The sequence below is a fragment of the Acidovorax sp. SRI_002 genome, assembly GCF_057586455.1.
The window spans coordinates 183,126-197,408 of sequence record NZ_JBYCZW010000001.1 but is presented as its reverse complement, the minus strand read 5'-3'; the positions used below and the strand labels follow the sequence as shown (position 1 = coordinate 197,408).

13 protein-coding genes are annotated in these 14,283 nt (G+C 65.4%); 5 read left to right on the top strand and 8 right to left on the bottom strand.

All coding sequences use genetic code 11. The features are described 5' to 3' along the window. Positions 1–72 precede the first annotated feature (72 nt). Complete coding sequence (locus AC2YJX_RS00875) at positions 73–621, top strand: hypothetical protein (RefSeq protein ID WP_055401930.1); 549 nt, start codon at positions 73–75, stop codon at positions 619–621. 75 nt (positions 622–696) lie between these two features. On the opposite strand, the gene AC2YJX_RS00870 is transcribed toward AC2YJX_RS00875, so the two are convergent. Beyond that, the gene (locus tag AC2YJX_RS00870) at positions 697–2,631 is read right to left on the bottom strand and encodes a propionate--CoA ligase (RefSeq protein ID WP_487255405.1); all 1,935 of its coding nucleotides are present in this window, start codon (positions 2,629–2,631) and stop codon (positions 697–699) included. A 292-nt stretch (positions 2,632–2,923) separates the two neighbouring features. Between AC2YJX_RS00870 and AC2YJX_RS00865 the strand changes: the two genes are divergently transcribed. Genes AC2YJX_RS00865 through AC2YJX_RS00855 form a run of 3 tightly spaced genes read left to right on the top strand, consistent with a single transcriptional unit; the run spans position 2,924 to position 6,204 of the window. Next, entirely contained in the window at positions 2,924–3,874 is a 951-nt protein-coding gene (locus AC2YJX_RS00865; protein WP_487254971.1) for a chromate resistance protein ChrB domain-containing protein, read from the top strand. Further along, positions 3,871–5,244, top strand: a complete 1,374-nt coding sequence (gene chrA, locus AC2YJX_RS00860) for a chromate efflux transporter (RefSeq protein WP_487254970.1) — start codon at positions 3,871–3,873, stop codon at positions 5,242–5,244. Before AC2YJX_RS00865 ends, chrA begins: the two co-directional genes overlap by 4 nt. Before the next feature lie 33 nt (positions 5,245–5,277). Next, complete coding sequence (locus AC2YJX_RS00855) at positions 5,278–6,204, top strand: Fe-Mn family superoxide dismutase (RefSeq protein ID WP_487254969.1); 927 nt, start codon at positions 5,278–5,280, stop codon at positions 6,202–6,204. A 201-nt stretch (positions 6,205–6,405) separates the two neighbouring features. On the opposite strand, the gene AC2YJX_RS00850 is transcribed toward AC2YJX_RS00855, so the two are convergent. The 6 genes from AC2YJX_RS00850 to AC2YJX_RS00825 all read right to left on the bottom strand — a co-directional run bounded on the left by AC2YJX_RS00850 (position 6,406) and on the right by AC2YJX_RS00825 (position 13,040). Next, positions 6,406–7,035 carry a hypothetical protein gene (locus AC2YJX_RS00850; RefSeq protein WP_487254968.1) on the bottom strand — a complete coding sequence of 210 codons (630 nt, stop codon included), beginning with the start codon at positions 7,033–7,035 and terminating at the stop codon, positions 6,406–6,408. 196 nt (positions 7,036–7,231) lie between these two features. Beyond that, the gene (locus AC2YJX_RS00845; protein WP_487254967.1) at positions 7,232–8,419 is read right to left on the bottom strand and encodes a hypothetical protein; all 1,188 of its coding nucleotides are present in this window, start codon (positions 8,417–8,419) and stop codon (positions 7,232–7,234) included. Between the two features lie 112 nt (positions 8,420–8,531). Continuing rightward, complete coding sequence (locus AC2YJX_RS00840) at positions 8,532–9,137, bottom strand: isochorismatase family protein (RefSeq protein WP_055396123.1); 606 nt, start codon at positions 9,135–9,137, stop codon at positions 8,532–8,534. Between the two features lie 87 nt (positions 9,138–9,224). Further along, the gene (locus tag AC2YJX_RS00835; RefSeq protein WP_487254966.1) at positions 9,225–10,139 is read right to left on the bottom strand and encodes a ribose-phosphate diphosphokinase; all 915 of its coding nucleotides are present in this window, start codon (positions 10,137–10,139) and stop codon (positions 9,225–9,227) included. 2 nt (positions 10,140–10,141) lie between these two features. Further along, the gene (locus tag AC2YJX_RS00830; RefSeq protein ID WP_487254965.1) at positions 10,142–11,758 is read right to left on the bottom strand and encodes a thymidine phosphorylase family protein; all 1,617 of its coding nucleotides are present in this window, start codon (positions 11,756–11,758) and stop codon (positions 10,142–10,144) included. A 145-nt stretch (positions 11,759–11,903) separates the two neighbouring features. After that, positions 11,904–13,040 (bottom strand): PQQ-dependent sugar dehydrogenase, encoded by a 1,137-nt coding sequence (locus tag AC2YJX_RS00825; protein ID WP_487255404.1) that lies wholly within the window; start codon positions 13,038–13,040, stop codon positions 11,904–11,906. 220 nt (positions 13,041–13,260) lie between these two features. Between AC2YJX_RS00825 and AC2YJX_RS00820 the strand changes: the two genes are divergently transcribed. After that, entirely contained in the window at positions 13,261–13,836 is a 576-nt protein-coding gene (locus AC2YJX_RS00820; RefSeq protein WP_487254964.1) for a C40 family peptidase, read from the top strand. Positions 13,837–13,856: 20 nt separating this feature from the next. On the opposite strand, the gene AC2YJX_RS00815 is transcribed toward AC2YJX_RS00820, so the two are convergent. Beyond that, positions 13,857–14,243: a hypothetical protein gene (locus tag AC2YJX_RS00815; protein ID WP_055395930.1), complete on the bottom strand. Its 387-nt coding sequence runs from the start codon at positions 14,241–14,243 to the stop codon at positions 13,857–13,859. Between the last annotated feature and the right edge of the window lie 40 nt (positions 14,244–14,283).

The following is a 14,283-nucleotide window of genomic DNA, read 5'->3' as shown; positions in this document are numbered from 1 at the left end:
AAATCCGGGCGTTGCGACCGCCAAGGCGGTAAAAATGAATCTCCGTTCTTTTCTTACTATCGGAGGGGTCCCATGAGCGCTTTGACTTTGACCAACAGCACCTCGTACATCGCCCAGTACGTGATTCACCGGGGTGGGCTGGCCCTCGCCCGCCTGCCGGGCCTCGCCCCCGGCGCGACGCTATCCGTCCCGGAGGCCGAAACTTTCGAGATCACGGCCAGCACCATACTGGAAGGCAACACCTATACCTCCGCACCGATAGCAGTCAGTGGTGCGACCCGTTTTCTGGCGCAGGTGAAGCAGCAGCGCGCCCAGCAAACCTACGAATTCGAAGTGGTGACAACACCCAGTAGCGTTGCCAACCAGATGCAATTCGAAAAAACCAGCCTTGGCCCGGTGACCTTCCAGATCACGCACCAAGGTGTGCCAGTGCAAGACGTCGTAGTGCCTGACTCATTCGTGCAGGTCACGGTGGAAATCAGCGATGTCTACTCCGTCTACGCCGTCATCAATGGCATCACGACTGACAGCGTGACCACATCCAATCCCAACGCCACCGTCACAGCAGTGTCCGAAGCGACCGACATGGAGTTTGGCTACTTCACCCTGGTGATCTCCTGAGCCCTGGCGTGCCAAGCCCCACGCGAACAGCACGGCGGCCTTTGCACGGAGCCCACTGCGGGTCGAAAAGGCTCGTCACCCCACCAGGTCCTTCACCTGTTGCAGCGCCGCCGGGTCTTCCATCGTCGTCAAGTCACCCGGGTCGCGCCGCTCGGCGACGGCCTGGAGCGCGCGGCGCAGCAGTTTGCCGCTGCGGGTCTTGGGCAGCACGGTCACGAAGTACACACGCGACGGCCGGGCCACCGCGCCGAGCTGGTGGTCCACCTGCTTCATCACCTCGCCTTCGAGCTTGAGGCGCGCGGCATCGTCCGTGAGGCCCGACGCATCGCGTGCTACGGCAAATGCCATGGCGACCTGGCCCTTCAGGCTGTCGGCGACGCCCACCACGGCCACTTCGGCGATGTTGGGGTGGGAGGCAATGCTCTCCTCGATCTCGCGCGTGCCCAGGCGGTGGCCTGCCACGTTGATCACGTCGTCCGTGCGGCCCAGAATGAAGTGGTAGCCGTCGGCGTCGCGGATGCCCCAGTCGAAGGTGCTGTAGATCAGCCGACCGGGAATGCTCTTCCAATAGGTGTTCACAAAACGTGCATCGTCGCGCCACACGGTCTGCATGCAGCCAGGGGGCAGCGGGCCCTCGATGGCGACCACGCCTTTCTGGTTGGGGGCGGTCAGCTCTTCGCCGTTGCTCTCGTCGATCAGCTTGACGTGGTAGCCATACATGGCCTTGCCGGGGCTGCCAAAGCGCGTGGTCTGCTGCTCCACGCCATTGGCCAGCGTCAGGATGGGCCAGCCTGTTTCGGTCTGCCAGTAGTTATCGATGATGGGCACCTGCAGCGCGTCGCTGATCCACTGGGCCGTGGGCTCGTCCAGCGGCTCGCCCGCCAGCCACAGGGCCTTGAGGGTGGAGACGTTGTACTTCCTGAGCCAGCTGGCGTCCTGCTTCTTGAGCACCCGCACCGCCGTGGGTGCCGAGAACATGTGGGTGACCTGGTACTTTTCGACAATGCTCCACCACACACCGGCATCGGGTCGCGTGGGCAAGCCTTCGTACATGATGGTCGTCATTCCCGCGATCAGCGGGCCGTAGACGATGTAGCTGTGACCCACCACCCAGCCGATGTCGCTGGTCGCAAAGTAGGTGTCACCCGCTTTGGCATCAAAGATGTGCTTCATGCTGGCGGCCAGCGCCACGGTGTAGCCACCGGTGTCGCGCTGCACGCCCTTGGGTTTGCCCGTGGTGCCGCTGGTGTACAGCGTGTAGCTGGGGTGGGTGGACTCCACCCATTCGCACGGCACCACGGTGTTCAGGTGCTGCTCGCGCAGCGGCGCCCATTCATGGTCGCGGCCCGGCTGCAGGTGCATGGGGGCCAAGCCGCGGTTGACCATGAGTACAGCGGCGGGCTTGTGTTTGGAGAGCGCAATGGCCTCGTCCAGCAATGGCTTGTAAGGCACCACCTTGCCACCGCGCGACCCGGCATCGGCGCTGACCACAGCCACGGGTTCGGCGTCTTCGATGCGCGAAGCCAGTGAGCCCGACGCAAAGCCGCCAAACACCACGGAATGCAGCGCACCAATGCGCACGCAGGCCAGCATGGCAAAGGCGGCTTCGGCAATCATGGGCATGTAGATGAGCACGCGGTCGCCCTTCTTCACCCCCAGGTTCTGCAGCACGGCTGCCATGCGCTGCACCTCGGCATGCAGCTCGGCAAAGCTGTAGCTGCGCTCGGTGTCGGTTTCGGTCGAAATGGCCACCAGCGCCGCCTGGCTGGCGCGCGTGGCCAGGTGCCGGTCTACGGCGTTGTGGCACAGGTTGGTGGTGCCGCCCACAAACCATTTGGCGAAGGGCGGGTTGCTGTAGTCGCACACCTGCAGGGGCTGCGTCTTCCAGTCGATCAGCTGCGCCTGTTCGCTCCAGAAGGCGTCGCGGTGGTCGATGGACTGGCGGTAGAAATCAGCGTAAGCGGTCATTGTGGGGGTCTCCTCGGCATCTCTCTCGGCCTGCCAAGACAGCAGGTTTTGAATTCATAATTATTCATAACGGGCTTGCGGCAAACTGACGCAGGGCTTGGCATCGGCCCTGAATCCACTTACACGGCGCCACATCTTCATGGACAAAAGCGACTGCCGCCCTGCATTGGGCGCTGTTCCTGTGTGCCGGATGCCTTTTCGTCTGCACCGCTCCCTTGTATGACCAGAAGCACCCGGCATGCAAGGAATCTTTGGGGATCACGATTTTTGAAGTGGAAATAACTATTTCACTACTTAATGCATATACTTCAATGCTGTGTGGTCCACCCTCATCATGACGCTGCCGACGCAGCCCAACGCCGTGCGGCTGCGCATCTGGCGCAATCTCAAGGCACTGGGTTGCGCCGCCCTGCGCGACGGCGCCTACCTGCTGCCGGAAGAACACGCGGGCCTGCTCGCCCCTATTGCCACCGAGGTGCGAGAACACGGCGGCACGGCCATGCTGCTGACCCTCACTGCGCCGGACAGAGCACAGCGCCAGGAGATCGAAGCGCTGTTCGACCGCACGGAGGTCTTCATGCTGTGGCGCGATACGGCGACTGCCTTGCAGGCGGAGCTGGCACAGCTCACCGAAACCGAGGCCCGCCGCCGCCTGCGTGGCATTGCCGACGCCCTGCAGGCCTTGCACCGCATCGACTACTACCCTGGCGCCGCAGCCGCGCAGGCCGATTCCGACATGGCCAGCCTGCGTCAGGCGCTGGACGCCTGCTTCTCGCGGGGAGAGCCTGCCGCCCTGCCCGCCCATGGCATCAAGCGCCTTGACACCGCCCAGTTCCAGAACCAGCGCTGGGCGACGCGGGCGCGGCCCTGGGTGGACCGACTGGCCTGCGCCTGGCTGATCCGCCGATTCGTTGACCCGGGTGCGCGTTTTGTGTGGCTGGCCGATCCGGCATCGCCGCCTGCTGATGTCCTGGGCTTTGACTTTGATGGCGCCCGGTTCACCCATGTGGGTACCCTGGTGACCTTCGAGGTGCTCATTGCCAGCTTCGGACTCGAAGCCGACCCCCGCCTGCAGCGCCTGGCCCGCGCCGTGCACTATCTGGACACCGGCGGCATGCCCGTGCCCGAAGCCGCCGGGCTGGAGGCCGTGCTGGCCGGCCTGCGCGAAGTGCATGCCGATGACGATGCCCTCGCCCAAGCCGCCGCGCAGGTGTTCGACGCCCTGTATGCCGTGCCGCCCACCCTTCCATCCTCCCAGGCTCCGCTGACCAGTGCCGCACCATGACCACCCTTACCCCTGCGCCCACCCCCTCCGCCCTGGACCGCCCCACCCCCGTAAGCTTTGGTGAGGCCTTCCTGTTCTGGCTCAAGCTCGGTTTCATCAGCTTTGGCGGGCCTGCGGGCCAGATTGCGATCATGCATGCCGAGCTGGTGGAGCGCCGCCGCTGGATCAGCGAAAAGCGATTTCTGCACGCCCTCAACTACTGCATGCTGCTGCCCGGCCCCGAGGCGCAGCAGCTGGCCACCTATATCGGCTGGCTCATGCACCGCACCTGGGGCGGCATCGTGGCCGGGGCGCTGTTTGTGTTGCCTTCGCTGTTCATCCTGATCGCGCTGTCGTGGGTGTACCTGCGGTTTGGCGATGTGCCAGTGGTGGCGGGCATCTTCTATGGCATCAAACCCGCCGTGACCGCACTGGTGCTGCACGCAGCGCACCGCATTGGCACGCGGGCTCTCAAGAACCGCTGGATGTGGGGCATCGCTGCCGCATCGTTTGTAGCCATCTTTGCGTTCGATACGCCCTTCCCTGCCATCGTCCTGACGGCCGGGCTGATAGGCTACTTTGGCGCACAACGCTGGCCTGGCGTGTTTGCCCTCGGAGGCGGCCATGCCGACGGCCACAAGGGCTACGGCCCAGCACTGATCGACGACGACACCCCCACGCCCCCCCACGCCCGCTTCTCACGCAGCCATCTGGCCAAGGTGCTGGCGGCCGGGCTGGCGCTGTGGCTGGCGGCCATGGCAACGCTGGTCGTCACCCAGGGGGTACAAGGCACGCTCACGCAGATGGGCTGGTTCTTTACCAAGGCCGCGCTGGTCACCTTTGGCGGCGCTTATGCCGTGCTGCCGTACGTCTACCAGGGCGCGGTGGAGCAATACCAGTGGCTCAGCGGCCCGCAGATGATCGACGGCCTGGCGCTGGGCGAGACCACGCCCGGCCCGCTGATCATGGTGGTGGCCTTCGTCGGCTTCGTGGGCGGCTGGCTGCAGCAGGTGTGGGGCCCGGAAGCGCTGTTTGCAGGCGCTGCTGCCGCCGCCACGGTGGTGACGTTTGTGACCTTTCTGCCCTCGTTCATCTTCATCCTCGCGGGCGGCCCGGCGGTAGAGGCCACCCACGGCAAGCTCGGTTTCACCGCCCCGCTGTCGGCCATCACCGCCGCAGTGGTGGGTGTGATCCTGAACTTGGCGCTGTTTTTTGCCTACCACCTGCTATGGCCCAAGGGTTTTGGCGGGGCGTTCGATGCCGTGTCGGCGGTGATCGCCGTGGGCGCACTGCTGGCGCTGTTCCGCTTCAAGTTGGGGGTGATGCCGCTGCTGGGGCTGTGCGCGGCCGTGGGGTTGGCAGTGACCTTCCCCAAACCCTGGCTGGCCTGAACCAGTTGTCATCCACTTCCCGGGAGTATCCCCATGCAAGCACGCCCCCAAGCCCTTCCCCTTGACCCGGCCACGCTGCCCGGCCTGTCCGAAAGGCTGCTGCGCAGCCACCACCAGAACAACTATGGCGGTGCGGTGGCGCGGCTCAACGCCATCCGGGCGCAGCTCTCGGGGCTGGACTTTGCCTCCACGCCCGGCTTTGTCGTCAACGGACTCAAGCGCGAGGAGCTGATCGCCAGCAATTCGATGCTGCTGCACGAACTGTACTTTGGCAGCCTGGGCGGCGGTGGCGCCGCCCCTGCCCCCGGCATGTTGCTGGCCCTGGCGGCCAGCTTTGGCAGCGCGGAGCGCTGGCGTGAAGAGTTTGTCGCCATGGGCAAGGCACTGGGCGGCGGCTCGGGATGGGTGCTGCTGGTGTTCCAGCCGCGCGATGGCACGCTCGTCAACCAGTGGGCCAGCGACCACACCCAGGCTGCTGCCGGTGGGGTGCCCATCCTCGCGTTGGACATGTATGAACATGCCTACCACCTCGACCACGGCGCTGCAGCGGGCGCGTATGTCGATGCCTTCATGGCCAATATCGACTGGGCTGCCGTGTACGAGCGCTACCAGCGCGCGGTCCACGCCGCCAGCGAGGGCTTGGAGGCATCGGTACAAGACGCGCAGCAGGCACGCCATCGCATCGATGTGCGCCGCGCTGGTGTTTACAACGCCGCCACCACCATCCTGCCCGATGCCCCCTGGCGCGACCCGGTGGCCATCGACGCCTGGGCCGGTGAGCTGCCGACCGACGAAGAGGTGGTGGTGTACTGCGTCTATGGCCACGAGGTCAGCCGTTCCACCGCGTTGCGCCTGCGTGCCGCAGGCATCAAGGCGCGTTTTCTGCAAGGTGGCATCGACGGCTGGATCGCGGCGGGCCAACCGGTGCAGGCCAAAGCCTTCACATTGCCCACGGGTTGAGCCGGGACTGACTGGACACCCGTCCACAGCTTCGTTGTATCTCTAAAAATGATAGCTATCAGCGCCTGGTGGATATGCGCTAGAGGCAAAAATGACTCCTATTTCTAATCACAGCCCCGTGTGTCGCAATGATCGGGGTTTGGGCCCATTCCATGCGTCATACCTTGGCTCACTCAGAGGCGGCCCAAACCTCTACCCATCTCACGATGCCGGTCCAGCAACCGCCCGGGTGCGCAGCCTGCGCTCATAGGACTCCCGCTCGCTGAAAGCCACAATGCGCCGCCCGCGGTAGTGCGCGTATTCGTCCACAAAGGCCTGCACGCTTGCGTACGGCCCGGCGATGTGGCCGGGGCGTTTGGAATCGGCAAAAAAATAATGCTGCCCGCCCCGTTCGAACGACACCAGCCAGTGTCGGCGCAGCGTGTTGCCTCGCACAGAGACGGGGTCGAACTCGATCATCAGGTAGCGCGGCTGCACGCCGGGTTGCAGGGTTCGCAGTGTCTCCAGCGCAAAACGGGCCACGTCCACACACACGCCGCTTGGGGCTGCAAAGAAGGCGTCAGGCGCCAGGATGGGCATGCGCCCGCTGGCCTGGCGCTGAGTTTCAGACAGCTGCATCGCGCGGTCTGTGTCGTACCGGAACCGCGCGCCAATCCAGGCGTTGATGTCTTCTGGGCTCTGCCAGCGCTGCAGCGCTTCGTCGTATGTCGGCGCGTCGATGAATGGGCCACGCGGGGCAAACGCCGCCTCGGGGGCGTCGGAGTTGGGATCCGCGGCCTGTGGGACTGCACTGCAGCCACTGAGCGCCGCCAACGTCGTGAACGTCGCCAATAGCCATGCACACGACGTAAAGAACGACCGCCTCGCCCCTTCAAGCGCCGCGCGGCGCAAGTTGACCCAAAAAACAGGGGAAGACGAAGAATAAAAACGTCGGTACATGAAAAAACCACCTTGTTGGGCTGCCCAAGCATAGGCTTTGGGCGCTCGGGTGTCTTCAATTAGATGACCGCCGCTGACCAGTGCTACCTCACGCCGCTGCCCCACCCCAACGCGCAGGGTCTGGCGCCCAGCCGTCGTTATCGACAATGTCCAGCAAGGCGCCCACACTGCTCCCCAGGTCCACGGACAACACCTCGACCGCCGCTTGTGCCCCGGCATCGCGGCGCTGCGCTGTGGTCACAAAAGCGGTAAACGCGGCCCAGTCGCGCGCCATGTGGTCCACCAGAATGCGCGCCAGCTCATAGGACAGCAGGTTGCCGTCGTCGGTGCGCTGAAACGACGTGCCCGCCCAGAACTCCTGCATGCGCTCGGGCGTCCAGAAGCGTTGGTGCAGATGGTGCAGTTGCGCGGGGGTGTGCTGTGCTGGTGGCGCGCCCTTGAGGCGGCGCTCGGTGTTGACAGCCAGGCCCTCGTCCAGCCAGGTGGGCAGGTGCAGGTGGGCCAGCGCGCTGTGCGTCATCTCGTGGGCAATCACCGGCTCGATGGCTGCAAGGTCGGCTGCCACGACCACAAAATGCGGGCAGCCGAAGTGGATGAACATGCCGCCGCTGCGCGCAAACTCGCCGTCCGATCCGTAGAACTGCGCGACGTAGTGGTAGTAGGTGTCCTCGTCATCCAGCACGAGCAAGATGCTTTTTTCGGCCACGGGGAAATGCGCCATGCCCGCCAGCAGCCGGTCGATGCGCTGACGTGTGGTGGTCACATAGCGCGCGGTGGCGCGCGCCACTGACGGTTCCAGCGGCGACAGGATGAAGCAATCCGCCCCTTCGTGCAGACGCATGTGCGTGCCCAGCGCATCGCGCAGGTGCAGCAGCCAGGCGCGTCGGCCCTGGTTCAGCGCGTCGGCCACGGCCGCCGGTGCACGATCGCCCGCGCCGTGGGCCCAGGCGTCCAGCGCGGGCCAATCCAGCTGCGGCAGATTCTGTGTGTTTTGCAGATGCCCCCGTACGTCAAAACTCGCAACGCCTGGCGCCTCAAGGTGCTCAGGGGCTGGCTCGGCCTCCCCTGCACCAGATTCACCGGGCGCCGGCACTGCGGCGGACTGCAGGTGGATCTTCACCAGCCAGGCGCCCAGGAACGGCAGCACCCACACACCGCCCGTCAGCATCGTTTTGCGAAAACCTTGCAGACCGGTGCGCACAATCTGGCGGGTGGCCTGGACATTCAGGACCAGCAACACCACGAGCAGAACGAGACCAATCAAGACAGGGGACATGGGCGAATGGGAGCGATCAGCGCCCTCGGCGGTGCCTAACGAATACTACTATTTTGATAGCTGCTAGCGCTTGATAGATAAGCGCTAGATGGCAAAAAGACTCAAAAACTGGCTACTTGATCAAGCCCAGCACATCCTTGAACGCCGGGTGCTCGCAGGTGCCCAGCCATTCAAACGCCACCATCTCGGTGGTCACCAGCTCGGCGCCCGCGCCGGCCAGGCGGTCGAAGGCGGCGTCGCGGTTGCGTTCGGTGCGCGAGCCGCAAGCGTCGGTCACCACCCACACCTCAAACTCGTCCTCCAGCAAATCAAGCGCGGTCTGCAGCAGGCAGACATGGGCTTCGCACCCGGCAATGACGATGGTGCCGCGCTCGGGCTCCTGTTGAGCGGGTTTTTGAAGGTGCTTGGGCAGGCTGCGCGCGTTGCCGCCCTGCTGCGGCTTGGCCGGGGGGCGCAGCCATTCGCCCAGGCCTTCTTCGGCGGCGCTGAAGTGCATCTTGGCCAGGGTTTTCTGGCACAAGGCGCGCAGCGCGGGGTCGTTGGCACCCAGTCGCGAGGGGTTTTGCTCGGTGCCCCACACGGGTACGTCGAGCATGCGGGCGATTTCGGCCAGGCGGCGTGCGTTGGCCAGCACGGCGGGGCCTTCAAAGATGGCGGGCATCAGGCGCTCCTGGTAATCGACCAGGACGAGTTGGGATTCGGTGGCGTCAAGCAGCATGGTGGGACCGTTTCTGTATTCGTTGAATCGCTGTGCGGGCGCAGCGTCGGAGGCAATGGCGCATTGTCGCAGCCCGAGCCGGGGTTTTCAGGTGCGAAGGACGGACTGCAGCGCGGTGGCCAGCGGCCCGGCCATGGGCACGGCGTTGCTCGGGTGCGGGATGCAGTCCGTGCTCCACACCTCCCCCACCCCGGCTTCATGCAGCACCTGCAGCGCATCGCCCGCAAACAGTGCGTGCGTCACCGCCACATCCACCGAGGCGGCACCCGCCTGCAGCAGCAACCGCGCGGCCAGCGCCAGCGTGCGGCCGGTGCTGGCCATGTCGTCCAGCAGCACCACGGCCCGGCCCTGTGCGTTGAGTGGGGGCAGTTCGATGGCGACATCGCGGTCGCCATGGCGGACCTTGGTGCAGACGGCATGGTCAAAGCCGTGGCGGGCGGCGGCCTGGGCGATCCACTGGGCGGATTCGCTGTCCGGGCCCACCAGGAGTGCATTGGGACGCCGATCAGCGATCAGGTCGGCCAGCGGTTCGGCGCCGCTGAGCACCACGGCCTGCGGCACGGGGATGGCCTGCTCCAGCCGCTCGATGCGGTGCAGGTGCGGGTCCACCGTGATCACGGCATCGAACAACCCTGCCAGGAACCCGCCGACCACCTGCTGACTCACGGCCTCGCCGGGGTGAAAGGCGATGTCCTGACGCATATAGGCGAGATACGGCGCCACCAGCGTGAGGTGCTGCACGCCAAGCTGGCGCGCGGTGCGGGCCGTCAGCAGCAGCTCCACCAGCTTTTCATTGGGCTGGTGCAGGCTGCGCAGCAGCACCACCCGCCGGGGCAGGCGGCCCGCCGCGTTGACGGGCAAACGCAGCTTGAGTTCACCATCGGGGAAGCGGTGGCGCTCGATGGCCTGGGCAGTCATGCCCGCTGCCTGCGCCAGGCGCAGCGCAGAGGCGTCTTCGTCGGCGAAGTACAGCAGGCACGCTTGATGGGGGGCAACAGTCACTGTCAAAACTCCACGAACACACGCGGCACTTCGTCGGCTGTGCCCAGGCGGTAGCCGCTGTCCCGCTCGCACGCATGGCGCGCAAACTCCAGGTCGGCCGGGTAGCTGGCGTGCACGCGGTACAACATGTCCCCGGCGGCCACTGTGTCGCCCAGCTTGTGCATCAGGTCCACCCCCGCGCCCGGCACCTTGGGCGCGCCCGCCAGCCGGGCCACGCGGGCGATCTGGTAGTTGTCGATGCCAGCGACCACGCCGCTGGAGGGCGCCACCACGTCGAGCGTGAGTGCGCCCAGCGCCGGGTGGTTGTGGTCAAACCCCGTGCTGCCCTGGGCGGCGATGATCGCGTTCATGCGCGCCAGCGCCCGGCCAGAGTCGAGGATGTCGCGCGCAATCGCATAGCCGTCACCGCCGCGCACGTCGGGGTCGCATTCAATCAGGCGCCCGGCCAGGCGCAGCGACTTTTGCCGCAGGTCGTCGGGCGCGCGCGGGTCGTTTTGCAGCACGCGCATCACGTCGCGCGCCTCCAGCACCGGGCCCACGCCGTTGCCCACGGGCTGGCGGCCATCGGTGATGACCACGTCGAGCGACAGGCCCATGCGCCGCGCCACATATTCAAACAGGCGGCGCAGACGCTGTGCGTCGGGCATGGAGCGCACCTTGGCCGTGGGGCCGATGGGAATGTCGAGCACGAGGTGCGTGGCACCGGCCGCCACCTTTTTGGACAGGATGGACGCCACCATCTGCCCGGCCGAGTCGATGGACAGCGGCCGCTCCACCGAGATCAGCACATCGTCAGCGGGCGACAGGTTGGCCGTGCCGCCCCAGGCAAGGCAGCCCCGGTAGTCGCGCACGATGTCGGCCAGCTGCTCCAGCGGCAGCTCGACCTTGGCCAGCACCTCCATGGTGTCGGCCGTACCGGCAGGCGAGGTGATGGCACGCGAAGACGTCTTGGGGCACAACATGCCGTGCGCCGCCACGATGGGCACAACCAGCATGGTGGTGCGGTTGCCCGGTATCCCGCCTATGCAGTGCTTGTCCACCACCAGCGGTTCGTGCCAGTCCAGGCGCCGGCCGCTGGCCACCATGGCATCGGTGAGGAAGAACACCTCCTCCCGGTCCAGCTCGCTGCGGTGGCAGGCCACTACAAAGGCGGTGAGTTCGATCTTGGAATACCGGTGGTCGGCGATGTCGCGCACGATGGCGCCAAAGTCCTCGCGGGTGAGGCGCTCGCTGGCGATCTTGCGGAACAGCGCGCCCATCGATTCGGGAGGCTCGGCCTGGGCGACCGACACGGTGTGGCCGTTGTCCACGCCCAGCTGGGCAAACGCGTCTTCCGACAGGCCCAGCTCGTTGCAACCCACGATGGCAGGGTCGTCCACCACGTTGACCGTGGCCAGGATACGGCGGCCATTGGCGCGCACCTCGATCTTGGACAGGGCCTGGAAGCCCTCGGCCCGATACACGGCGCAGTCGCGGTGCAGGTAGGCGACGTTTTCGCGCCAGGTGTCGATGGCCACGCGGCGCAGGGCCAGCTGAGACCGGAGTGGCGCGTCGGCCGAAGCGGATGGCTCTGCGGGATCAGAGGCAGGAGAGGAAGAAGAGGACGGCTCGGAATGCATCGCGTCAGCCTAACTCCAAAGTGACCACCAAGACCCTGGGAACACCCCGCGCGACGGCGTCTGGAGCGTAGATCTTTCAGCCGCCATGACCTAGGTCAAGACTGCCATGCCTCCTGCGGCGGTTTCACACCCGTTCTCACGCTTGTCAGTTCGGCTGCAGCCGCAGCAACCGCCCTTGTGGGCTGTCAGTCACCATATAGAGCAAGCCATCCGGCCCCTGGCGGACATCACGGATACGTTCGCCATTGCCTTGCAGCAGTTTTTCCTCACGCTGTACCTTGCCGCCCGCCACCTCCAGGCGGTGCAGGGTGCCAAATTTGAGCGAACCGATGAACAGGCTCCCCTGCCACGCTGCGCCATAGCGCGCGCTGGTCAGAAAAGCCATGCCCGACGGCGCAATCGACGGCACCCAGTAGTGCAGCGGCTGCTCCATGCCCGCCTTGGCTGTGCCTTCGCCCAGTTTGCCGCCGCCGTAGTTTTCGCCATAGGTAATCACCGGCCAACCGTAGTTGCGGCCCGGCTGAGGTTGGTTGATTTCGTCGCCACCCTGCGGGCCGTGCTCGTGCATCCACAGCTTGCCGTCAGGCCCCAGCGTTGCGCCCTGGGGGTTGCGGTGGCCGTAGCTCCAGATCTCGGGCAGGGCGCCAGATTGTTTGACGAACGGGTTGTCGGGCGGCACGGCGCCTTCGGGGGTGATGCGGATGATCTTGCCGTGGTGGTTGTCGAGCTTTTGGGCATCGTCCTTGCGATGGTAGCGGTCACCCAGGGTCAGGAACAGGTTGCCGTCCGCCGCCTGCACGATGCGGCATCCAAAATGCAGGCTGCTGTCGACCTTGGGCCGCTGGCTGAAGATCACCTTGACGTCCTGCAGGCTGCGAGCATCCTCGGACAGCGTGGCCCGGGCCAGCGCCGTGCTGTTGCCGCGCGCGCCCGCCGCTGCGGGCTCGGAAAAACAAAAGAAGATGCGGCGGTTGCGGGCAAAGGCAGTGTCCGTCACCACATCCAGCAGGCCGCCCTGCCCGCCTGCTGCCACAGCAGGCACCCCGGCCAGTGGGGGGCTGACCTGCCCGCTGGCACTGACAACCCGCATGCGCCCCGGCCGCTCAGTGATCAGAAACTGCCCCTGCGGCAAAAAGGCCACCGCCCAAGGGTGATCCAGGCCCTGGGCCACGGGCACGAGCGCCACCGCCGGTGTGGTGTTCTGGGCGTCAGCACTGACTGAAACCCCTGCCACTACCAAAAAGATAGCTGCTTGCGCTTTTACAGCAAGCGCTGAAGGCATTTTTGACTTGAATTTCATAAGGCTGCGCTCCTGAAAAGCGGTGGAACCCCCCCGTCCCCGGGCGACGCCCGAGGTGCATCGTCGGAGTGTGCCTGCAGGGGCTTCCAGGGCCTTGTGATCCCTGGGGAAACCCGGGGTTTTGATTTACTTCAACGAAATCAACGGCTTGCAAAGGTGATTATTTTCGATAAGCAAGCGTTGCGTGTTACCCTTCGCCCCCATGTCCCGATGGCTTTGCATACTTCTCCTGGCCTGCGCCACCACCGCCCAGGCTGCGCCGCAAGCGGCAAACCCTGACGATATGGACCGTTTCATCACGGACAAAGGCCTGCTGACGCGGCTGGAAGACGTGAGCCACAAGGTGGCGGACCGGGCCCACACCGTGGCCGACCAGGCATCTTCCCTGGTGGTCAACGCCATGGGGTTTCTGGGCGTGCCCTATAAGCGTGGTGGCAGCAGTGCCGAAACAGGCTTTGACTGCAGCGGCTTCGTGCGTGCCATGTACGAACAGACCGTGGGCCTTTTGCTGCCCCGTCGTGCAGATCAGCAAGCTGCCGCCACCCAGGTCATCGACAAAAAAGAGCTCCAGCCGGGTGATCTGGTGTTCTTCAACACCATGCGCCGCAATTTCAGCCACGTGGGCATCTACGTGGGGGATAACAAGTTCATCCATGCTCCCCGCAGCGGCGCCCAGATCCGTGTGGAAGACATGGGCGTGGCCTACTGGGCCCGCCGCTTCAATGGTGCGCGCCGCGTGGCGGGCACTGCCGACGGCGACACCGGGCAAGCCAAGTAACCGCCTACCTGCGGCACCGGTTACTTTTTGATTTCGTACACCGTTTCGGTGCTGCGGATCGGGCCTCCCACCACATTCACCGGGCCCAGCGAAGGGTCGCGCAGCATGGCTTTGGCAGTGGCCATGTCGGCCTGATAGCGTGCCCGGGCCTGGGACTCACAGCTTCTGCGCTCCGCCGCAGCCATGGTGCGGCATTCCTCCAGGCTGACCTTGAGGCCACCGCCTGCCTCGCGGATGGCGGTCTGGTAGCGTTGCTGAGGGGTCGTGTCCGGGACCGCACCGCGCGCCAGCGAAGCCTCATCGCCATTTTGTGCGGCCGCAGTGGTGGGCAGCGCCACGGCGCCACCCAGGGCCAGCGCGGCCATCAACACCAGGGAGAAAGAACGGGTTTTGGGGATTTGGGTCATCAGTCTTCCTTAAAGTGCAGACGTTTGAATGTAGGGCCCA